17 protein-coding genes are annotated in these 23,154 nt (G+C 43.7%); 7 read left to right on the forward strand and 10 right to left on the reverse strand.

What is annotated here, in order from left to right:
- Window positions 1-168 precede the first annotated feature (168 nt).
- Window positions 169-1,164, forward strand: a complete 996-nt coding sequence (locus L2730_RS14920; protein ID WP_248975321.1) for a 2Fe-2S iron-sulfur cluster-binding protein — start codon at window positions 169-171, stop codon at window positions 1,162-1,164.
- A 7-nt stretch (window positions 1,165-1,171) separates the two neighbouring features.
- Here L2730_RS14920 and L2730_RS14925 read toward each other — a convergent pair whose 3' ends face one another.
- Complete coding sequence (locus L2730_RS14925) at window positions 1,172-1,552, reverse strand: VOC family protein (RefSeq protein WP_248975322.1); 381 nt, start codon at window positions 1,550-1,552, stop codon at window positions 1,172-1,174.
- A 309-nt stretch (window positions 1,553-1,861) separates the two neighbouring features.
- Between L2730_RS14925 and L2730_RS14930 the strand changes: the two genes are divergently transcribed.
- The 3 genes from L2730_RS14930 (at window position 1,862) to L2730_RS14940 (ending at window position 3,429) form a co-directional block, all read left to right on the forward strand.
- Window positions 1,862-2,569, forward strand: coding sequence for a DUF445 family protein (locus L2730_RS14930; RefSeq protein WP_248975323.1), 708 nt, complete (start codon window positions 1,862-1,864; stop codon window positions 2,567-2,569).
- A gap of 129 nt (window positions 2,570-2,698) precedes the next feature.
- Window positions 2,699-3,049 (forward strand): VOC family protein, encoded by a 351-nt coding sequence (locus L2730_RS14935; RefSeq protein WP_248975349.1) that lies wholly within the window; start codon window positions 2,699-2,701, stop codon window positions 3,047-3,049.
- A 35-nt stretch (window positions 3,050-3,084) separates the two neighbouring features.
- Window positions 3,085-3,429, forward strand: a complete 345-nt coding sequence (locus L2730_RS14940) for a 5-carboxymethyl-2-hydroxymuconate Delta-isomerase (RefSeq protein WP_248975324.1) — start codon at window positions 3,085-3,087, stop codon at window positions 3,427-3,429.
- Between the two features lie 84 nt (window positions 3,430-3,513).
- Here L2730_RS14940 and asnB read toward each other — a convergent pair whose 3' ends face one another.
- The 4 genes from asnB to L2730_RS14960 form a co-directional block, all read right to left on the reverse strand.
- Window positions 3,514-5,178, reverse strand: coding sequence for an asparagine synthase B (gene asnB, locus L2730_RS14945; protein ID WP_248975325.1), 1,665 nt, complete (start codon window positions 5,176-5,178; stop codon window positions 3,514-3,516).
- Between the two features lie 373 nt (window positions 5,179-5,551).
- Window positions 5,552-7,198 (reverse strand): M28 family metallopeptidase, encoded by a 1,647-nt coding sequence (locus L2730_RS14950; protein WP_248975326.1) that lies wholly within the window; start codon window positions 7,196-7,198, stop codon window positions 5,552-5,554.
- Window positions 7,199-7,818: 620 nt separating this feature from the next.
- Window positions 7,819-8,469 (reverse strand): hypothetical protein, encoded by a 651-nt coding sequence (locus L2730_RS14955; protein WP_248975327.1) that lies wholly within the window; start codon window positions 8,467-8,469, stop codon window positions 7,819-7,821.
- A gap of 176 nt (window positions 8,470-8,645) precedes the next feature.
- Window positions 8,646-9,512, reverse strand: a complete 867-nt coding sequence (locus L2730_RS14960) for a hypothetical protein (RefSeq protein WP_248975328.1) — start codon at window positions 9,510-9,512, stop codon at window positions 8,646-8,648.
- 419 nt (window positions 9,513-9,931) lie between these two features.
- Here L2730_RS14960 and L2730_RS14965 point away from each other — a divergent pair, with 419 nt between their 5' ends.
- Complete coding sequence (locus L2730_RS14965; RefSeq protein WP_248975329.1) at window positions 9,932-12,073, forward strand: TonB-dependent receptor; 2,142 nt, start codon at window positions 9,932-9,934, stop codon at window positions 12,071-12,073.
- Window positions 12,074-12,141: 68 nt separating this feature from the next.
- On the opposite strand, the gene L2730_RS14970 is transcribed toward L2730_RS14965, so the two are convergent.
- Both L2730_RS14970 and L2730_RS14975 read right to left on the reverse strand, forming a co-directional pair.
- Window positions 12,142-14,961 carry an FAD-binding and (Fe-S)-binding domain-containing protein gene (locus L2730_RS14970; RefSeq protein ID WP_248975330.1) on the reverse strand — a complete coding sequence of 940 codons (2,820 nt, stop codon included), beginning with the start codon at window positions 14,959-14,961 and terminating at the stop codon, window positions 12,142-12,144.
- 78 nt (window positions 14,962-15,039) lie between these two features.
- Window positions 15,040-16,683: an L-lactate permease gene (locus tag L2730_RS14975; protein WP_248975331.1), complete on the reverse strand. Its 1,644-nt coding sequence runs from the start codon at window positions 16,681-16,683 to the stop codon at window positions 15,040-15,042.
- 716 nt (window positions 16,684-17,399) lie between these two features.
- Here L2730_RS14975 and L2730_RS14980 point away from each other — a divergent pair.
- Both L2730_RS14980 and L2730_RS14985 read left to right on the forward strand, forming a co-directional pair.
- Complete coding sequence (locus L2730_RS14980; protein WP_248975332.1) at window positions 17,400-18,800, forward strand: cache domain-containing protein; 1,401 nt, start codon at window positions 17,400-17,402, stop codon at window positions 18,798-18,800.
- Entirely contained in the window at window positions 18,797-19,417 is a 621-nt protein-coding gene (locus tag L2730_RS14985) for a response regulator (RefSeq protein ID WP_220736228.1), read from the forward strand. The genes L2730_RS14980 and L2730_RS14985 overlap by 4 nt, the downstream gene beginning before the upstream one ends.
- Before the next feature lie 240 nt (window positions 19,418-19,657).
- Here L2730_RS14985 and L2730_RS14990 read toward each other — a convergent pair whose 3' ends face one another.
- From L2730_RS14990 to purM, 3 genes are all read right to left on the reverse strand, one after another.
- Entirely contained in the window at window positions 19,658-20,728 is a 1,071-nt protein-coding gene (locus L2730_RS14990) for a DcaP family trimeric outer membrane transporter (protein ID WP_248975333.1), read from the reverse strand.
- A 602-nt stretch (window positions 20,729-21,330) separates the two neighbouring features.
- Window positions 21,331-21,975: a phosphoribosylglycinamide formyltransferase gene (purN, locus tag L2730_RS14995; RefSeq protein WP_248975334.1), complete on the reverse strand. Its 645-nt coding sequence runs from the start codon at window positions 21,973-21,975 to the stop codon at window positions 21,331-21,333.
- Window positions 21,975-23,015, reverse strand: a complete 1,041-nt coding sequence (gene purM / locus L2730_RS15000; RefSeq protein ID WP_248975335.1) for a phosphoribosylformylglycinamidine cyclo-ligase — start codon at window positions 23,013-23,015, stop codon at window positions 21,975-21,977. The genes purN and purM overlap by 1 nt, the downstream gene beginning before the upstream one ends.
- Window positions 23,016-23,154 lie beyond the last annotated feature (139 nt).

Consider the following 23,154-nt stretch of genomic DNA (forward strand, 5'->3'; position numbering starts at 1 on the left):
ATGAGTACTTCATTTTTGCTAGCCCGTAACCCAAGGGGTAGAAACCTTTGGCGGTTACAAAAGCGTTACAAAGCAAAAATAGACTCCTATAATTTTAGCTACATTATTATAGAAATGCGCTTGAGATCATATTATTTTTTGTTATTAATTGAGAAACAACGTTAGCCCATGACAACTTTCTTTTTAGATGGCCAAGCTTTTGATTCCGATGAAAATGAATCGGTACTTGAGACCCTTATTCGCAGCGGCAATTCACTCAATTACTCTTGTATGAAAGGAGCCTGTAAAACCTGTTTACTGCAACATGTTGGCGGGGAGCTGTCCACGGGTTCCCAGCGAGGCTTAAGTGCTCGCCTTAAGGCGAACCATTATCTGTGCGCATGCCAGTGTATCCCTGCTGAAGGACTTAAGCTGAAAACGGTGCTTGAGCAAGACCTGTTTGTGTCTGCTCAATTAATAGAGCGTATATTCATGACTGACAACATGATGAAAATCGTGGTGAAAGTTTCTGAAAATCTCAATTGTCTTGCGGGGCAATATATCAACCTTAGACGCTATGACGGTCTGACCCGCAGTTATGCCATCGCTAAAGTCGATGGCAATGTCATTGAGCTGCATATTACTCGGAAGTACAACGGCCAATTTAGTGGTTGGTTATTTAATACTGCCAGCAACGGTGAACAACTGCTCATTCAAGGGCCCTTAGGGCAATGTGTTTATAAGGCCGAGTATCAACAAGACAAGTTGATTTTGATTGGTCATGGAGCAGGCATTGGGGCTGCGATGGGCATTGTTGAACAGGCGTTAGCGATGTCACATCAAGCCGAGATATACCTTTATCACGGTGCCCGAACAGTTGAAGAACTATATCTACAAAAGCAATGTTTGTCGTTAATGCTAGCCCATAAAAACGTCTACTATCGGGCTTGTATTACCGCAGCGGCTAAAGTTGATTTAACGGGTTTACGTTGCCAACAAATTCAACCCTTTGAGCTTGCAGCGAGTGAGCATCCAATCACTCGGCATAATAGAGTGTTTCTTTGCGGTGAACCTGAAGCGGTTGTTAAAGCTCAGCAACAAGCATTTTTGGATGGTTTTGAGTATGCCAAAATTCATGTATTGCCATTTGAATATAAAGATCTTCGTTCAGTGAAAAGAGGCTAACCACACCCTAGAGAGTTAAGTAACTAATTGCTGCGATAATCGCTCCCTGAGGGTCTTTTAACCAGCAGAAACGACCAATGCCAATGATATCTTCTGGACCAAATAGAATGGTTGCACCTAGCTCATGAGCCTTTTCGGCAATAGCATCAACGTTTTCTACCGTGATGTATCCAGTCCAATTACTAGGCATGGCTGGCGCCGGACTTTGTGCAATACCACCAATATCGACGCCGTCGTTAATAATAATATGGTAGGGCGCGTGGGCTACAACAATGGTTTTGAATTTCCAGCCAAATACTTGGCTGTAAAAGGCCATGGCTTCTTTACTACTGCTAGCGGTTAACTCATGCCAGCTTAATGAGCCTGAATTGGCAGAGGTGGGTTTCATTGGGTTTCCTTACTAGGAACTGCTCAAACAAGTGTAGCTTCTAACCTAGCGCTAAGAGTTAATATTGAGCAGTATTTGATTCACCAAGAGGTCCTATATAGCTTAAAGTGTTGAAGTCGTTCGGCATGTTTGAGCTGCAGTTATTGAATTTTTTAACTATTAAATTGATAAAGAGATCTAGCTAGAGAAAGGTATTTTCCCATTGTTATCCCTGTGGCAGATTTGGCGGTAATAACATAATTATATTGCCTAGTGAGTTTGCCTGGAGGTAACATAGCCCGTTTTCGATCATGCTTACGGGGAATTAGCTTGAATAAAAGTGTTGTTACCAATTTGATTGCTGCGCTGGCAGTATTAGGCGGCTATTTATTAGCGCAGCCAGTTCTTCTAACTGTTGGTTTGTTCGCACTTTCAGGTGCGATCACTAACTGGCTCGCTATTCATATGCTGTTTGAGAAAGTGCCTGGTCTCTATGGTTCTGGTGTGGTGCCATCTCGCTTTGAAGAGTTTAAAGAAGGGATTGCTCATTTGATGATGAAGCAGTTTTTTACTGAAGAAAATATAGAACGATTTCTGTCGCAGCAGGGTAATGCAGAGCAACATATCGACCTACAACCTGTGATTGAGAAGTTAGATCTGTCACCTGCATTCGACGCTTTAGTCAGCACTGTTTCACAGTCCTCACTCGGTGGCATGTTATCGATGTTTGGCGGTACCGATGCGATTGAACCCTTGCGTGAGCCGTTTATGGAAAAAATGAAAACATCGCTCAGTGAGATATCTCAGTCCGATCAATTTTACGAGTTACTTAAAGCAGAGCTCGAACAAAGCAATGTCATCGATGATATGCGATTGAAAATAGAGGATATTGTTAACCAGCGATTAAATGAATTAACACCGCAACTGGTCAAAGAGATAGTGCAGGATATGATCAAGAAGCATTTAGGTTGGTTAGTCGTTTGGGGCGGAATTTTTGGTGGCTTAATCGGTTTAGTCGCCGCGCTGGTTCAAGGCTAATTGTTGTAGTTGTTATAGATTTTAAAGGGAGCGAAGGCTTCCTTTTTTATGAGTGAAATTTACAGAGAGCATACGGAACGTGCTATGGTTTTATACCATAAAAGTATTTTTAGATACTGGGAGCAATGGATGAGCCTACACCACACAATAAATTACTTGGAAATGCCTGTTAAGAATATTCAATCGACAAAAGATTTTTTCAGTCAAGTTTTTGATTGGGAGTTTGTTGATTATGGACCTGAGTATAGCTGTTTTCTAAATGCTGGAATAACCGGCGGATTTTATCTATCCGATCAAAATTTTACCTTAGCAAAGGGCTCTCCTTTGTTGGTCATTTATTCAAATGAGCTAGCCAGCTCCTTGCAGAAGGTCACCGATGCGGGTGGTACTATCAGTAAGCCTATATTCGAATTCCCAGGTGGAAGAAGATTTCACTTTTTAGATCCTAATGGCAATGAATATGCGATTTGGTCTGAGTAGTGGCGACAATATAATGATAAGAAGAAGGGCTGGATATGCCACATTGTGTTATTGAATATGCGAAACCATTAAAGCACGTTATTTCAGTCGAAGCCTTGGTCGAGGCGACACATCAAGCCTTGATTGACTCGCAATTATTTGAGCCGCAAGCGGTGAAAACCCGCGCCCATGGGGTTGAACACTTTCGAGTTGGTGAAGATCAAGAAAATACCTTTGTGCACATTCATACGGCCATTATGCCAGGTCGAACAGATGAGCAAAAAGCACTGCTACTTGAGCGAGTATTTGAGGCTATTTCACTCATCACCAATTCTGTTAGCAGCGTAACGATGGAAATAGTCGATATTAATAAGCAGCATTATATTAAGATGATGAACTGAACCGTTATAAACTTTTGATATATAAAAGCCACTCTTAGGGAGTGGCTTTTTTGATGCAGTTTGACTGACTTTCTCTAGTTGGTATTAATAAGCGCTGTCGTGGACAGACTGTACTGCACGGCCTGACGGGTCAATAATACCTTGTAAGCTTTCATCCCAAGCTAGTGCCTCTGGGGTTGAGCAGGCAACAGATTTACCACCTGGTACCGTTTCTGCAGCGCTCGCAAGCGGGAATAGTTCTTCAAAGAAAGTGCGATAGAAGTAGCCTTCTTTTGTTTCCGGTGTGTTGTATGGGAATCTGAACTTAGCGTTAGCCAGCTGAAGATCATCAACGTTAGCGGCTGCATGATCTTTAAGTCCATCAATCCATGAGTAGCCCACACCATCACTAAATTGCTCTTTTTGGCGCCAAGCCACTTCTTTTGGCAATTTATGCTCAAAGGCCTCTCGTAGGATATGCTTTTCAATTTTGCCGTCCTTCGACATTTTAGCTTCAGGGTTAGTGCGCATGGCCACATCCATAAACTCTTTGTCCAAGAAGGGCACACGTGCTTCTAGTCCCCAAGCTGCCATAGCTTTGTTGGCACGTAAGCAATCAAACAGGTGTAGTTTATCTAGCTTACGTACTAACTCTTCATGGAATGCTTGTGCATTAGGTGCTTTGTGGAAGTATAAGTAACCACCAAATAGCTCATCAGCACCTTCGCCAGATAACACCATTTTAATACCCATTGCTTTAATTTTTCGCGCCATTAAATACATAGGCGTTGCAGCACGAATCGTGGTGACATCGTATGTTTCGAGGTGGTAGATCACATCTTTAATAGCATCGATGCCATCTTGAAAGGTAAAGGTGATTTCGTGATGAATGGTACCGATTGCATCGGCAACCTTTTTCGCTGCAATTAGATCCGGTGCGCCTTCAAGGCCGACAGCAAAAGAGTGCAGTTGTGGCCACCAAGCACTGGTTTCGCCGTCATCTTCAATCCGTCGTTTAGCAAATGTTTGGGTAATTGCAGAAATAACTGATGAATCTAAGCCTCCAGAAAGTAGTACGCCATAAGGAACATCAGACATCAACTGACGTTTAACTGCTGCTTCCAGTGCATCACGCACTTCTTCACTGCTGGCTGGGTTGCTTTGAACTGCAGCAAACTCACGCCAGTCACGCTGATAATAATGAGTTAGTTCACCGACTTTACTTGATAGAAAATGGCCCGGAGTAAAGGTCTCAACAGTTTTACAGACCGGCATCAGTGCTTTCATTTCAGAAGAGATATAGAAGTTGCCTTCAGCATCTCTGCCGGTATAAAGCGGGATGATCCCCATGTGATCGCGACCGATTAAATAGGTGTCTTTTGCTTTGTCATACAACACAAAAGCAAAAATGCCGTTGAGCTTATCTAAGAACTCAGTGCCGTATTCTTGATAGAGCGCTAAGATTACTTCGCAATCTGAGTTGGTTTGGTAACTGTATTTGTCACCGAGTTCTGCTTTAAGCTCTTTGTGGTTATAGATCTCACCGTTAACGGCTAAGACGATAGTTTCATCTTGGCTAAGCAATGGCTGGGCGCCGTGTTCAATGTCTACAATCGCTAAACGTTCATGAGCGAGAATAGCTTTGTCACTGCTATAGATCCCAGACCAATCCGGTCCGCGATGACGTAGTAGTTTTGACATTTCGAGTGCGACTTGGCGCAATGGCGTCGAGTCTGATTGAATATCTAAAATAGCGAAAATTGAACACATAGGTCACTCCAAAAATGTCAGTCTTAATCTCAATTGATTATTACTCTGCCATCGAAATCCATAACTTTCAAATCGTAAATTTTAGAATTCTTATCTTTTAGGTCTTTTTCTTGGGTTAATCGTTATCTTTGCAGCTGTATGAATGAGGAATGAGTAATTTAAATGGGTTTTTATTGGTTTATATTTATCTTTGTGGGTTCCGGGCTAGTTGTTAATGGATAAACGGCAATGAAGTATCAGTAATTATAGATAATGCTGTTTTTAAGAGAATTAAGTGACATTTTTCACATAAACGCATTATTAGTCGGTAAAAGAAAATAAAAAACGCCCGATATAGCTTCGGGCGTTGATGTATTTATGTACTAAGGTGAGCTTAGTTATTGTCGGTTTTGGCGGGTCTTAACGAGTGAAACTCCGTGCCGCTGAAATAACCCGGCCAGTCACTATTATTACCCAGCACAGCTGCTGCATCGTAGTAAACAGCTAAGTCTTCTAACGCTCCGCTTAGATCCCAATTTTCTCGGTATTCATCACATACGCTGTGGTAACAACCTTTCATCTGTTGTTTCATCATTGCTTTGTATTCTGCAGTCGCTTCATCAACTGGGATGCTTCCGCCTCCTGCAAATACTGCGGGTACACCATATTTAGCGAAACTAAAATGATCTGAGCGGAAAAAACCGCCAGATTCGGGGTGCTTTTCACTCTTGGCGGTACGGTTTTGAGTCGTAACTGCTGCGATTAAGTAATTTTCTAATTCTGACTTACCTTTACCTACGATAGTGTAGTCGGTGGTACGGCCATAAATGTTGGTACTATCTAAGTTAAATACAGCCACAGTTTTGTCTAATGGATACACTGGATTCGACGCATAGTAACGCGAACCGAGTAAGCCTTGTTCTTCACCTGTCGTTGCAACAAAGGTCACTGAACGGGCAAGGGGATTGCCATTTTTGGCTTGCTTGGCAAATTGGCGAGCGATCTCTAAAATACCTGCAGTACCTGATGCGTTATCTAGTGCGCCGTTATAGATCTGATCGCCATCTTTACTTGGATCTAGACCAATATGATCCCAATGTGCGGTGAATAAAATGTGCTCATCACTGCGACTCTCGCCAGGTAGAGTCGCAACCACGTTATAACTATTGGCATATTGCGCTTTATTTTCGAATGAAATGGAAGCAGTTTGATTCAGTGAGATGTTAATCGCACTACTTGCTGCGCGGTCTGATATGGTACTTAGCGACAGGCCAGCTTTATTAAATAGCTTAGTGGCTACATCAAGAGTCATCCAACCTTCAACTTCTATCCATTTTGCTTGCTCTTCTTTACTGCGAACAAGATCTTGCTGAGCGCCAGTCCAGCTGTTTTCGACGACAGACCAAGGGTATGAAGCCGGTTCGGTATCGTGAATGATGATTGCGCCTAGGGCACCTTGACGGCTCGCTTCTTCAAACTTGTAGCTCCAGCGACCGTAATAGGTCATTGCTTTACCGTTAAACTTGCCTGATTCAGGCAAAGCAAAGCCAGGATCGTTCACCAGTATTACTGCTATTTTTCCGCTCATGTCGAGGTCTTGATAATCGTTCCACTGATACTCGGGGGCGTTGATGCCATATCCCACAAACACTAGCGGTGCATTGGCAATATCAATTTTGCTCACATCATGACGACTACCAATAACCACATCTTGACGATGTTGTAATTGCATGTCACCTAGCTGAATAGATTGCTGCTCTGAAGCGGTATAGGTCACCATAGGTACAGCTTGTAGGTAATCTTTGCCATTTGGCTTAACTAAGCCCATTTCAGCAAAGGCTTTACTAAGGTAATCCAATGTTAGTTGTTCGCCCTTAGTCGTAGGGGCGCGGCCTTCAAACTCATCTGAAGCAAGGGTTTTTATATCTAAGCGAAATCGTGATTCATCAAAGGTGACTTTCTCTGGTGTGACAACATCTGTCGTATGTTGGCTACATGCACTGAGTAGAGCAAGTGCACAGACTGGAAGCAAAGTGCGCATCAATATGTCCTGTTATTGTTGTTTTAGACTTTTGTGTTGAGGTTTTGTTGTTCTATAGGGGGCAATCATGGAGGAAAAGCGCCTAGGTTGACAAGAGTTAGCTGTTGAAGAAAGTGTTACTCGATATTGCATTTTGTATCGAAAATTAGCCAGCCTATAGCAAACTGAGTGAATTTTAGAGTAATCGTTCAGGTTTTGAGGGTTTTAAAGCGAAATACATCAGACTTTCACTTATTTCGTTATTTTGTCATGTTTCAAAAAATTGCTGTGTGGTGGTTATTCCCTTTTAAGCCAATGCAAAGCAGAAGTGGAAAGACTGAGGGGCTCACGTAGTGCGGCTGAGGTTAAACAAATTGGCAAAACATTGTATGCTTCGCTATGGGATTTGGGTATAGGATAACTATTAGCTCAAATCCCACTACTTGCCTGCAGCGTTTTGAATTCCCACTGAATGGTCAAACTTTTAATGCAATTGGTATAATAGCTTGAGCAGAGCTGTTCAGATCTTTTGGTAATAACTGTCATCTGACTTAAAGCACGGCGAACCTGCACCAGGGTCACTCTTGGCTGTGCACTGCATAATGCGTATGGGTTTGATTGTGGTCATAAACCACTTTTAACTATTCGCTTTGATTGTAGCTCGCATATTCAACCCATTCAGGAAGGCTGCGAGGATCGCCATAGGATTTAAAGAACTTAGGTGACGATTGTGGCGCGCGGGTTCCGATATTCGCTTCGCACCACATATTAAGCTTGTAATGGCTAGAATATCCCTCATGGGTATAGGCATCATATGCTTTGTGAGCATGTTTCCAAAAATTGTGGTCGATGCGGCCTTTTTCTGCCAAGAAAGGATAACGAATAACTCGAATTTTAGTGTTATCGATGACTGTATTGGCCATTTTTATTAGCAGTTCAGCCAGAACTTCCGAACCGATATCCTGAATCGTTAAGGTTTCAATAGCTGTAATTTCGGCACCAACTAAACTGATCACCCGGTTACTTAACGCCGTGGTATCAATTGCTTGGATCAGTTCATAACCAATGGTATCTAGCAAGCGATAAAGCTCAAGATCCCACTCTGTTTCTGTAAACTTCCCTGCTTTTATAGCAGATTGAAGTTCTCTGTTTTTCTCACTTTGGATCACCAAATGTTTTTGTAAAGCAGGATACTGCTTTAGCGCTTGTGGAGAAACTTGGCTAATTAGATCAAGCAATTTGGTTTGATCTGTAATTAAGTCTGCAAATTCTAATTTGGCATCTTGATCCACTGTGTTGTCCTCATCTTTGTATCTGAGTAATGACTATACATCACCATGTAAATGTGTGAAAACCTAAATAGGATTCATAACTTGAGACAGTGCTGTTATCCATGGGAATAGCCTGTAAACCCTTAAACACTAGGCTCTGTATAAATTAGAGCCTAGCACAGGGAGTATGATTGAAATTAAAAGTAGTAAGAGATTGCGAGTTCAAACTTGTTGTCGTTATCGGTTAATCGTTCAGTTCCATTGCTCAATTGTGCAGATGCAGAGGTTCTAACATAGGTGTGAGATATTTCTGCCCACCATTGTTTAGATTGAGTAAAAGCGATACCGTAGCCAGTTTTCATTTTAAATACATTGAGCGTTTTTGGTACGTTAGAAAGATCGGCTTTAGCTTCCACATCGAGTGACATAAATTGTGGTTGCAGGACAAGGTAACCTGCGCTGCCTAAATCAATAGAGCCAAACAAGTTCGCTTGGTAACCTCGAAGATCAGCTTGAATACCTGACTTATTATCGATCTCTTGTTTTACTTCACCCGTAACATAGGCAACATTTGGGAATAGTGATACACAATCCCATGGAGTGGCGACTTTTCCAATAACACCGAGAGCCACTATATCTGATGACGGAGATTTTCCTTTTGAACCATTATCTTTTGACCAGCCTTTCATGTAATCGATAGAAAAACCAATTTGCGAAATGGCCTGAGCACCGGTCTCTAATACTTGAAAATAGCGTAGTCGACTATCTTGCTGGCCTTGGCCTTCAGCTCGTGTTTCTACGCCATGCTCAATTAAGCCAAGAAAATTATTCCCTTTTGAATATTGACCCGCCACACCTAGCATCGCATTGACTTTACCATTGTCATCTGAGCTGACACTGGTAAATGAATTAACAGCGGTGAGGTCGCTAGGATCGATATCGGCCTTTTCCGTTGCTTCAACTTTCTCATGCTCACTTTTGTGTGTTTTTACTGGAACCTCAGTTGCCGAAGCCGCTAAAGAGATAACTGATGCCGCGAGTGCTGTAACGAAGTGTTTTTTCATAATATTTGCCTTATTCTCAATGCTTAAAAAGTGGTCGTAGCCGCAAACACACAGCTGCCTACTGGCAAGCTAGTAGCCTCTTTTTGACCCTGTTTCGATGTGGCTATATTAATTGCGAGCGGATTACTAAGCTTTTGTAGTGCTTTTAGTAATGAGTAATGAGTAATGAGTAATGAGTAATGAGTAATGAGTAATGAGTAATGAGTAATGAATGGCAGGGCGGAAAGGGGTAGATAGACTTTGTAAAAGTGTAGACCGATGAAGAAGGCTAATGTACAGAGCGGTGCTGCTTATATGCTGCTTCATGCGTTGTTAGGATTTACTTTGTAAGTCATACATTTGTAAATTTTCTGTAAGCGCATTGATTTTGTTATTTATATGTAAATAATAGTCGTTCTCATTTACATATGGGCAGACAAGTGAAATTAAGTATTTTAGGATTGGCGGTATTGAGTGCGTTGACTGCAGCATCGGCTCAAGCAAAAGAAAATACACATGCAAGCAAAGAAGTAGGAAGCATGGAGCGTATTTTGGTGACAGCTTCCCCCTTTGCACAAAAACTAAGTGATACTCCTAATTCGGTTTTTATCGTGTCGAAAGCCGAACTTGATCTGCAGCGTGTTGTAGCGCGAAACCTTTCTGAGATGATCTCCAATTTGGTTCCTGGCTTTTCACCCAGTACTGAAACCATGTCGACCTTCGGTCAGAACTTTCGTGGTGGTAAAGCGATAGTGATGATTGATGGCGTTCTAATTTCAACCACGCTACGTGCCGGCGGGCGCGATCTTCAATCTATTTCGGTAGATGTTATCGAAAGCATTGAAGTGATAAAAGGTGCTAGCGCCATGTATGGCAACGGTGAAGCAGGAGCCATTATTAACGTTATTACTAAAAAGCCAACACTCGATTTTGAAATGCAAACACGAGTCGGCGTTGAGGCTTTTGCCGATGAGTTGTCGGATGCGGGGTTTAGCATTTCACAAAGCTTTTCAGGGACTACAGACTCCGACCTAGGCATGTTGCTCAACTTGTCTGCCAAAGATCGCGGTAACCTTTATGATTCAGACGGTAACCAATTACCAGGAGCACCCAATAGCCAGGGAGGCATGGGCGATGCTGATGAATATGATGTGCTATTTAAACTAGAGCAAGAGTTTGACTCCAGTCGCTTAGCGATGCTTGCTCATCATTACAATATTGAGAATAAACTGCACTATGGGCGTAGCGTCAATGAAGAAAACGGCTTAGTGGCCATCGACAAAGACAAACCTTATAACGGCCCAAATCCGTCGACGGAATTAACAACAGTGCAAATAACCTTCGATCATGATGATGTTTTAGGCCAGCAACTTAACTTGTCGACCTATTACAGCAAAGTGAATGTAGGCTATGAGTCTGGATCTGAAATTGTCTCCAAACGCAGTGGTTTTAAGGCCGCTATGCAGTGGAGTATTAATGACCGAAGTCGTATTGCCTATGGGTTTGAATATGGAAAAGACAATACAGAGCAGGGCAGAGATCGCGACGTTATTACTGGAATGGATAGTGCTGGTACTCCACAAACCCAAGCGCAATATGTTTGTTCTATCTGTGATTTAACTGAAACTAAGCTAAGCCCGTTTGCGCAGTACTGGAATCAGATCACCGACGACCTAACGCTGCAATTCGGTCTACGTTACGAGAACTTTGAGATTGAAGTCCCTGATTATCAAAGATATCAAAGAGGCGTTTTGAGCAACAAACAGGGCGATACGCTTAAATACGATAAGCCGTTAGTTAACTTGGGGCTTGTGTACAATATTGCTGAAAGTTCGGATGTATTTGCTAGCTTCTCCCAAGGCTACTCCCATGCTGATATGCGCATGCTTAGAGATATGCCTGTTGATAGTGTGGCAGAGTTTTCTGATGCGATTCCTGCGACTCAAACTAATTACTATGAAACGGGGCTGCGTTACGCTGGTGAAAGTTTGCAGGGGAGTTTGTCTTTCTTTTACTCCGACATTAGCGACGGTTACGCTTATGATTACAACGTTGACGCTGAAATCTCTAAACGTGTTGCAGCGGTTGTGGTTGCAGATGAAGAGATTTGGGGATTTGAAGCGACGCTTGATTACCAAATTAACGCTGCATTTAAGCTTGGTACTTCGGTATCTATGTCAGAAGGTCAACGCACAAACAGCGAAACGGGTGTTGATTACTGGATGAACGGCACTCGAATTACCCCGATTAAAGCTTCTATCTATGGTGATTACCGCTTCAACGATATTGCAGCGCTGCGCTTACAAGCGAACTATGTTGGCGATAGGGATAAAAATAGTCCAGAAAGTGAAGCTGGCTATAGTTACTACGAATCACCCTATGATGGTTACACCTTAGTTGATCTTGTCAGCACCTTTGATACAGATTTTGGATTATTCACTTTTGGTATCGATAACTTACTTAATGAGGATTACCAACCTTTGGTATCGCAGATGAATAAAGAGGTAGTTTGGGAAGCATATCGCAACCAGTTCTCAGGCTATGGTCGTCGTTTAGCTGTGGAATACACGATTAATTACTAGCGGTTGGTTTTCCTAGATATAAAAAAGGGGCTGAATTAGCCCCTTTTTGTCGCTATTGTTAATGACGCTTAACCACGGCTACATTCTTCTAGCAGATAAGCGAGATGACGGTATGGGATGCCGCTATGTTCAGTTAGACCCACTTCACACATACGGTTTGCGTAATACCCTTCACTGACATCAACTGGGATCAGCTTTTTAATATTGCGTAGCGCGCTGGCATTGATCTCTGGCTTATAAAGGCCTTTTTCCCCCGCGTAACCACAACATTCGATTCCTGCAGGACGAATGACTTGATGGCAACAAGCATCTGCTATAGCGGTCATTATAGGTTCAACCTTCATGGTTCTTGCACTACAGCCAAGGTGCAACGCCGCGTGAGATTTCTTGTTAATGGTCAGCTTAGGCATTAATTTATCGTGCATAAACTGAACTAGATCCACTATCTCTACTTTTTCAGTTAGGGTTGGATCACCGGCTAACGTACGCTTAGTACATGACAATGCGTCTACGATAACGGGTAACTTTCCATCTTGGGTCATCGCTGACACTGCTTGGATCAGTTCGAGACGTTTTGCATCGGCATTTTTAAAGTCTCCCTTTGACTCCCACATTTGACCACAGCATAGATCGCGGGTTTTAGGTGGAGTGATCACGTTATAGCCAGCACGCTCCAGCAGTGTGACTACAACTTCAGGCAGTGGTCGCTTATCGGTATCGACAGGTGTAGGTCCGAAAGTACGTCCGCCACAGGCAGGGAAGTAAACCACGGTTTCCTGCCCCGGAGTTGGCGCTGACACCTTAGGTAGCTTGCCGCCTTTAGGGAAAGAAGGGTTCCAATAAGGCACTTCACTGCTGAGCAGTCGGCCTGCTTTCATCATGGTTCCGGTGATACCGTTGCCGGTGATTTTATGGATCACACCTAACATATCAAAACCAGCACTGATCACGCCATTGACTGCGCCAAAGTTATTGGCCTGAAAATCAAGAAACTTTTGCTGTCCGCTACTGATGGTTGGGGTTCTTAATTTACGCACAAGCTGGCCCATTTTATTATCGACAGGACAGGCAATAGTGCACAGCTGACAGGCGGCGCAAGTGTCGATAACATCGTACTTCGCAGCGGCGCGCATGCTATCGGCCGCAAGGTGATCGCCAATTTGCTCCAGACGAGCAATTTCCCGCAAAGTTGCAATACGTTGACGAGGAGTAAGATTTAGTGCTGATGTTGGGCAAGTCTTTTCACAGAAACCACACTCTAAACATTTATCGACAAAGTCATCGACGACTGGGCAAGGTTTGATGTTCTTAACGTGGATTTTAGGATCATCGTTTAAGATAACCCCCGGGTTTAATATGCCCTGAGGATCAAACAGTTGCTTGATACTTTTCATTAGCTCATAAGCATCTTGACCCCACTCCATCTCAACATAAGGTGCTACAGCACGACCAGTGCCATGCTCCGCTTTCATTGAGCCGTCGTACTTATTGATCACCATATCGGCTATTTCGTCCATAAAGGCATGGAAGTTATCGATATCATCTTGAGTAGAAAAGGTCGGTGTGATGATGAAGTGGAAGTTACCGGCTAGTGCATGGCCATAGATGCAACCTTCAGGGTAGCCAAATTTGTGCATTAACGCGGTAATGTCATGGGCGGCGCTAGCTAAGTGTTCAAGCTCGAACGCTACATCTTCGATAATAACTGATGTGCCTTTAGGCCGTTCACCCGCAACAATAGGGAACAAGCCTTTACGCATCGCCCAGTATTCACCGTATACGGTTGCATCGTCGGTAAAGCTGATTGGACGCAGAAAATCAAACCCTTGAAGTTTTGCGATAACATCTTTGGTGTAGCAGTCTAAGGTATCGGCGTCATCGGCACGAGATTCAATCAATAGGATAGCCGATAGCGGTGGCAGTTCAGACAGCCAATCTGGCATACCCGGTTTGCCGGTAACCGCTTTAATAGATGGCCAGTCGAGGAGTTCTGCAGCTGCGACACTTTCGCCATTGATTAGCGGAATGGCGCGAGATGCGTCTTCCATATTGTGAAATACGGCTAGGGCTGATGCCTTAAATTTTGCTTCGTTGACCGTGTGGTAGGTGACTTCGTTGATGAAGGCTAATGTACCTTCCATGCCGACCATCAAGTGATTGATGATATCAAACGGATCGCAAAAATCGATTAGGGCATTTATGCCATAACCGGTGGTGTTCTTGATTGAGAATTTCTTACGAATTTTTTCAGAAAGTACTAAGTTGTGACGAGTTTTATGTGCCAATTCGTGCACTTGCTCAAGCATTTGTCCATGAGATTTGGCGAAGGCGACTTTAGATTTTTTACAGCCCGTGTCGAGCTCGGTGCCGTCGGCGAACAATAACTTGGCTGAGGCGATGGTTTGGTAGCTGTTTTGCGCGGTGCCGCAACACATGCCAGAGGCGTTGTTAGCCACAATGCCACCAATCATAGCCGAGGCAATAGTAGCTGGGTCTGGACCTATTTTACGGTTAAGCGGCGCTAGCACAGCGTTGGCATCAGAGCCTATGACCGCGGAACCAAGGGTGACTTTCTTTGCATCGTCGCTAACCTCAATCTTTCTAAAACCATCATGGCCTAGAATAAGCAAAATCCCTTCACCTAGGGCCTGACCAGCTAGGCTAGTGCCAGCTGCGCGAAAAGTCACTGGGGCATTATATGCACGGGCAACGTCTAGAGTGCGCTTTACTTGTTCCATGTTTTCAGCATGAACAACCACTTCGGGAACAATTCTAAAGTAGCTAGCATCGGTTGACCAAGCGAAGCGACGAACATACTCATCTGTTACAGGCTTTTCACCTAGTTGTTTACGTAAATCACTGACTACTGCTTTATAATCTATCGACATGGACATATCTCTTTGTTCGTTATTATTAAGCTTAATCAGAGCCGAAATAGGCGGCTCTGATTGACTGAACATCACTTTTTAGAAGCCACCCCAAAGGAAGGCGATAGTGCCCGCGGTCATGGCGTAGGCCAAGGCTACCGGCATAGTCTTACGAATAATTTCAGATTCTCTGCCTGCCATACCCACAACGGTCGCAGCGGCAACGACGTTCATCACACACATCATGTTACCGGCATTGGCACCAATGCCCTGTAGAGCCAGTACCATAGCTTGGTTCATGCCAATGCTGTCGGCGACGGTATACTGCAAGCCAGAGAACATCATGTTTGAGAATGTGGCGCTGCCAGAGAGGAAGGCGCCGAAAATACCTACGATAGGAGCTACCCAAGACCATACCGCTCCCATACTGCTAGCCAAGGTATCGGCGAGCGCGACAGGCATAGAAGCGAGTCCAGAACTGTTGGTTCCTGAGTTTAAGAAAATCTTTACCATCGGTACTGACGCGCCCAGTGAAATGATGGTCGGGACCATTGAACTGCAAGATACACTGATAGATTCTTTAATGGCTTTCTTGTTCATTTTGAACAGAAAGAAACCTAATATACATACCGCGATGAAAAAGGCACCTGGTGCATAAAGCGTCTTGAAACCTGCACCCAGTTCAGTACCAAGTAGGCCAGTCCACTTGATGTTAAAGCTCAGTAACCATGCTTTTAGTGGCGCAATAACACGAGACAGCACTAATAAGGCGGCCATGATGATGTATGGAGTCCATGCAGCAATTTGCGAGAACTTAGCTGTTGAAGCTAGCTTCGTTTCTTTTTGACCGTCGTTTTCAGCAAAATCGTTCCATGGCGTTTTAGGCAGCATAATGCCTTTTTTAGCCACGGGAATGACAATCGCCATGCCCACAAGCGCGCCGATAACTGATGGGAACTCAGGACCGGCAACAAAGTTAATGATCCAAGCTGGAACCGTAAATGCAAGTCCTGCAAAGAGTGCGAACTTCCAGATGGCAAAGCCTTCGGCAAAAGACTTGTTACGACCGAAAAAGCCAGTTAATAAGGACACCATAACGAGTGGGATGAGGGTACCAGTCACCAGATCGATGGTGATCATGTGCATAGCGATAAACTGCGCATAATCAGCAAAACTACCACCATGTTGAGCAATCTGCTCCGCAGCCATGTTAACGCCGCCAGAAGTTAAGCCCTGTTCCATACCAAATAACACGGGTAAGCCAATTGCACCGAAGGACACTGAGGCTGAGTCAGCAATCAAAGCCACAACTGCAGCAGCAATTGGGGGAATACCCAATAACACCAACAAAGGTGCACCGATGGCTGCTGGTGTACCAAATCCTGCACTGCCTTCAATGAATGAACCAAACAACCAACAAATAATGATGACCTGCACACGGGCATCGGCACTGATATTGGTAAAACCTGCACGAATGGTATCCATCGCGCCTGAATATTTCAGTGTATTAAGTAGGAACACCGCACCAAAAATAATGCTTAAAGGTGTGAGTGCAGCAAGCAATCCTTCGACAACGGATGCCGCCAAAAAGGTGGTATCCATCTGCCAGATAAACACAGCGGCAAGGCCTGTTAAGATTGCAGAAATGGGCATCGCCCGTGATGCAGGCATCTTTAGCAATACTAAAAATAGCATTACACTGATCACCGGCGTTAAACTCGCGAGTAGTTGAATAAAGTTCATGCGTGCCTCTTATTACCTTATTTTTATTTAGAGTTATTTCTAGTTAATAGTGGTTTTATTGACTCGTTTGTTACGGATGTTTGTTTGGCGTTGTGACCTTGGGTCGGCTGCCGGATAAATGTGTTTTGTATCTACAGGGAATGGTATGGCTTTATAGGGACTTTTTTTATCGGTGTTTGCACCTAATACGTCTAAGGGTTTACACGTAGAAAAGTTAGATTTTTGAGGTTGTGACTGGCAGCTTATTAGCTGGTTTATTTACAGTTAAAGAAATAAACCTATGTATAACATTAGTTTAAGTTGAAGCTATCTAAAGGGGGCTAACGCTTTGCAGCACTTAAATGTAAGGCGGTGAGCGACATGATGTGGATCAACTTTGTAACGATTAATTACGTACAGTGTTAACACTACCAACCAATCTACATTTAGAAGGTTGGCAACTGATCCTAAAATAACGCTTTAAAATGAACGTAATCATTAGTCGAGACTATAATGCGGTATTTTCTTGATGTTTCTGCCATTAATCCAATCATATACTAAAACATAGGCCACTATCTAAGTGGTTAGCGCCGTGTTCCTCAAGATAAGTTATTTGCCTTTCCTTTGATCTAGCTCTGATACTCGTGGGTATTTACTGTGATTTTTGCGTTGAGTAACTGTTAATATAACCACCGTTTATAGGGGGTATCCCTAATATAGCGGAGTATTAATCAGCGATGAACATTAATCATAAATTACAGCTTATCACCGTACTTCCACTCATTTTATCTTTGATGCTGGTGTTGTTTGTGACTCAAATGCAGTATCGAGAGCTCTCCCAGCAAGTGGTTGACGTATACCGGCACAGCATTATTGATCACCGCAAAGAAGAGCTGAAAAATTATTTGGCTATTGCCAATGTGGCTATTCAACACCTCCATAAAAATGACAGCGATAACAAACAAGATGTTGAGCAAGAAGTTAAGTCTATGCTGGCTGAGATGCGCTTCGGTAAGAATGGTTACTTTTTTGCTTACGATCTTAATGGTAAAAGTCTGGTGTTACCCGACCAAGAATGGCGTGTGGGTAAGAACTGGCTAGACTTGGCCGACGATAATGGGGTTCACTTTATTCAAGAGCTCATCTCTGGCGCTAGGAAAGGCGGCGGCTATCTCACCTACCTATTCAATCAGCCCTCTAATGACGGTCAACTAGGCCAAAAAATGGCCTATGCCGAAGTGCTGGGGCAGTGGCAGTGGATGTTTGGTACTGGCGTTTATATTGATGATATTAATGAAGAAACAGCATTGTTGAGCACATCTATCAGTAGTCATATTCGTTACACTTCGCTTATGACGTTGACGATAGGTATATTAGCGGTAAGCGCGGTGTTTATCGGTGGTATTTTTATGCGTGTTGGTGAGAAACGTCTCGCAAATGCTAAGCTTAGAACACTCAATGAGCGGATTTACCAAACTCAGGAGGAGGAGTGCAAAAGGGTTTCTAGAGAGTTGCACGATGGGGTGAGTCAAACCATTGCCGCGGCACTATTTGCCATGGAAACGGCACAATTAAAACAGGAGTACGGCGATGATTCGTCGAAAGAACTGGATAAATCCATCACACTAACGCGACAGATTATGCTTGAAATCCGTAATATCTCGCATCAGTTGCATCCGGCTATTCTCGAGGATTATGGACTCGGCGCGGCGTTAATCGAATTGGGCAGAGAGTTTACCCTGCGTACTGGAATAGAGGTCAAAGTACAGCGATTATCAGTGCGTAAAATTCTCTCGACTGAGCTTAGCTGCGCACTTTATCGGATTGTACAAGAGTCGCTGACCAACATTGAACGGCACTCTGAAGCCAAGAATGTGTTGATATCACTAGCGCTGACACCGAGATGGCTGACATTGGAGATCCATGATGATGGTAAAGGATTTAACTATGAGTGTTTTGAGAGAAAATCGACTCCGTTTGAAGGAATAGGCTTAAGGAATATGAACGAAAGAGTGAAATTCTATAATGGTGAGCTCAAGGTAGATTCAACAATTGGAAAAGGAGTGACGCTGGTGGCCCGTATTCCTCAAAGCGAGTTACGTTATCGAGCCGATAGTGCCACTGGAGGACTGTCATGATTCGGGTACTTCTGGTGGACGACCACCCCTTGTTTCGCGAAGGGCTACGTTATCGCTTAAGTCTTGACAGCGATATTGAGGTGTTGGCCGAAGCTGACAATGGCCAGCAAGCATTGGAAATTCTAAATAAAATGCCTGTTGATCTGGTGTTGACGGATATTAATATGCCACAAATGGACGGCATGTATCTGCTTGAGTTAATTAAAGAGCAGGAGATGTCATGCAAAGTGGTGATGTTGAGTATGCATGACAACAAAGAATATATCATGGCGACCATGCGCTACGGTGCCGATGGTTATATTCTCAAAGATGTGCCAGGTAAAGAACTGATTGAAGCGATAAAAAAAGTCGCCGCTGGTAAGCGCTACTTCAGTGCCGATGTCATAGATACTTTGTCGCAGGAGCTTGCCAGTGGCAAGCAAGTCCTAGTGACTCAGCGGGAGCAGTTGGTGCTGCGATTGATATCGCTTGGGATGAACAATAAACGTATTGCACAGGAGATGGATGTGAGTGTGCGAACGGTTGAGACTCACAAGCGTAATATTAAGCAGAAATTGATGATAGACAGTACGGCAGGTTTGGTGCGTTACGCGATCGATCATGGTTTGGATCGTTAATACTTTTTAGTGATATTTTTATATAGCAGTAGTCATTAAAAACACCCGAAGTAGGGTTAAGCTTCGGGTGAAACATCATAGGCTTGCCTCGTTAAGGGCATACTCGTTGTTTTTTCTTAATATGTATGTTCAAAGCGACAAAGCCATTTATGCCTCTCAATGGCTTTTTACAGCACCTTTACTTGGAAAAGACGGATGCCCGCTCGTTATACTGCTTGGCGTGCAGACTGATAGCTTTCGTTAAAGTACATACTTGGCTGAAAGCTGGATGTAATCAGAGTTGGCACTGTCAGTGGCAGAGATGTCTGCATCATAGTTACCCACTTCAACCCCAACACTGAGTTGCTTATTGAGCTGCTTAATCAAGTTAATAGCGTAGTGGTTACGATCTGAATCGGCATTCACACCGTTAAAGTCTTCAACTTCAGCGTGGCCGTAATATATGCTAGAGCGCCAGTCTTCACTCCAGAAGTGGCGATAAGCGACGGTATAGGCTTGGGTTGTCAGTAGATCACCACTGCCATCAGTATTGACCTTATCGCCAGGGTTGTGACCTGGAGAAATATAACGACCGCCAGCGCCCGCATTATAGGCAAAGCGGAAGTCATCTTTACCGAAGGTAAAAACCTTACCGCTTAAGCTATAGGCAAACTGTGTGCCATCGGCATTACCGGCAACACCATTGTTATCGAACGTACGAGCTAATACGGCAACCGCCACTTGGCCAAAATCACCTTTGTAGGTGTATCGAGCCACTGCATCGGGGATACTTTGATTGGCATCAGTCGCATTGGCTGGATTTTCTAATGCCAGTTCTAAGCCACCATTAGTATAACGGATTTGGGTTTGGCGAATGAATACCTGACCAACATGTGCGCCGCCAAAGTCGAGTGCATCAGCAATAGAAACTAACGGCATAAAGGTTGACCAAGTCTGACCCACTTTCCAGTTCTTGTAAGAGATAAAAGCATGACGCATACGTGGTGTGTAGGAGTTAGACACCAAGGCGTTACCGCCACCACCGTAGAAATCATACTCTAGAAACCCAGTCACTGCGCCATGGGTAAATTTTACGTTGAAGCGTGACTCTTTAGCTTGGAGACTGGTTTGATTGGTATCTGGTGAACTGGCACTCGTGCCAATCCAATAGTCGCGATAGGCTTGGTTGCCATTCACATTACGTAAGTCGACTTTGAAATAGCCGCCGAAAGTTAACTTTGAACTCTCATCAAGTTGGATTTCATAGCCAGCGAAAGAAGATGCCGAGAAAAGTGTCGCTACCACTAACGCAGTTTTAGTTATTCTATTCATCAATGTGCCTTTATCTAGGGTTGTTGTTTGCTTTGAGGAGTGAGCCAAGAACAGCCCCTCAGCAAACTTATGGTTTGTCTGCGGCTAACCATATGGCTTTAGAAAGATTTTTTTTATCCGTATTTATACCTAGGAGGACTAAGGGCTTACCCGTAGAAATTGTTTTTTCGTTTTGATCTCGCTTAGTGTTTTTGCCGGGGATGGAGCAAACTGGAAAGTATTTTAGTAAACTAATACAGGGTGTTACCCATTTGTTGTTAATGCGTGATGCTTTTGGTTTTAATTGATATTTACTGGCTTTCAGGAATATGATGTAGATCAAGTTTGTAGCGAATAGTCGAGTGATATGTTAATTGGACGTGGTTTGGTAATCGGGGAGGGATTAGCAAATGCAGGGTATGACGGCAAGCATGGTTATCGATACTTCATGATTATCGAGGATAAATCCTCCAAATTGGACTTATAAACGACATATCCAACCAGTGCTAGATGAAGACGCTAAAGGTACATTCTTCATAGTGGCTTGCTAAATCTGGCTTGGATTCGAAAATAAAAAAGGCGCTTAATGCGCCTTTTTAATCTGAAACCACTTAGCAAGTGGTTCAGTCTGCTGCGTAACCATGATTATTAAGAACTAGGTTATCCAACACTGCAGCGCCATTTTCCATCTTCAATCGTTGTTGGCTAAACCATTTTACAACAAGTGGATAGATAGCATGTTCCTGCTCATGAACGCGATCCGCAAGTACCTCTACAGAGTCATCTTCATAGACAGGGACTTTAGCCTGTAAGATCACTGGGCCTGAATCAAGCTCAGGGGTGACAAAGTGCACACTGGCACCGTGTTCACTGTCTTTAGCATCAATAGCGCGCTGATGAGTATTTAAGCCGGTATATTTCGGTAAGAGAGAAGGGTGGATGTTAATCATCTTCCCTTCAAAGCGCATGACGAAATCATCACTTAAAATGCGCATAAAGCCAGCCAAGACCACTAAGTCTGGTTGGTACTTCTCTATTGCACTAAAAAGTCTTTCGTCATAGTCAGCTCTTGTTTCGCCTTTATGAGCGATGACGCAGCTGGTATCAATTTCGTTTTGGTGAGCACGCACCAGGCCGTAGGCGTCAGGTTTATTGCTTATCACCCCAATGACATCTGCTTGTACGTTGTCATCACAACCATCAATGATGGCTTGAAGGTTACTACCATTACCTGAAATTAATACTAAAACGCGGCAGCTCTGAGACATTACAAGATCTCCACTTGCTCTTCGTCACCGCTACGCTTAGCAATGTCACCAATTAGCCATGCTTTTTCGCCTTCAGCATTTAATAGCTTAAGTGCTGATTCGACTTTGTCTGCAGGCAACGCAACTACCATGCCTACGCCACAGTTAAAGGTACGGTACATTTCAAATTCAGAAATGTTGCCTTTTTCCATTAACCAGTTGAATACAACAGGCCACTGCCAAGAGTCACTTTTAACCACGGCTTTGCAGTCTTCAGGTAATACTCGTGGAATATTCTCCCAGAATCCGCCACCTGTGATGTGCGACATCGCATGTACATCGTGCTCTTCAATCAATTTAAGCAGCGACTTCACATAGATTTTGGTGGGTTCTAACAAGTGATCGATAAGCGGCTTGCCAGCAAGCTCTTGCTCAGGATCTGCTTGGCTCACTTCTAATACCTTACGGATAAGTGAGAAACCATTTGAGTGAGGGCCACTAGAAGCTAATGCGATAAGTGCATCACCCTCTTGCACTTTAGTGCCGTCGATGATCTCTTCTTTTTCTGCTACGCCTACGCAGAAACCTGCAAGGTCATAATCATCACCTTCGTACATGCCTGGCATTTCAGCTGTTTCACCGCCAATTAATGCACAACCTGACTGTACGCAGCCTTCAGCGATACCTTTAACAACAGCGGTGGCAACTTCAACATCAAGTTTGCCTGTCGCATAGTAATCGAGGAAGAATAGCGGCTCAGCACCAGATACGATTAAATCATTTGAACACATAGCAACAAGGTCAACACCTACGTTGTCGTGCTTCTTATAATCAATAGCAAGGCGTAGCTTAGTGCCAACGCCATCAGTACCTGAAACAAGTACTGGATGCTTATACTTAGTTGGTAGCTCACAAAGTGCACCAAACCCACCTAGGTTGCCCATAACTTCTGGACGACGGGTGCGTTTAACTGCGGACTTGATGTTGTTAACTAGTGCATTTCCGGCATCAATATCAACGCCTGCATCTTTATAGCTTAGTGGAGTAGTAGGAGTGCTCACGGAGATCCTCTTCGGGTACGGGTAGATCGTTATAGGATTTTATGCGGCGCTATTCTAACAGCTTGTGACTGGCCTCGAAAGCATAGTTTTTCAATAAAGTTAGCGACAAGGCTCACGATTTAACGCCTTTTTAAAACTT

It is taken from the genome of Shewanella kaireitica (assembly GCF_023284045.1).
Taxonomy (GTDB): domain Bacteria; phylum Pseudomonadota; class Gammaproteobacteria; order Enterobacterales; family Shewanellaceae; genus Shewanella; species Shewanella kaireitica.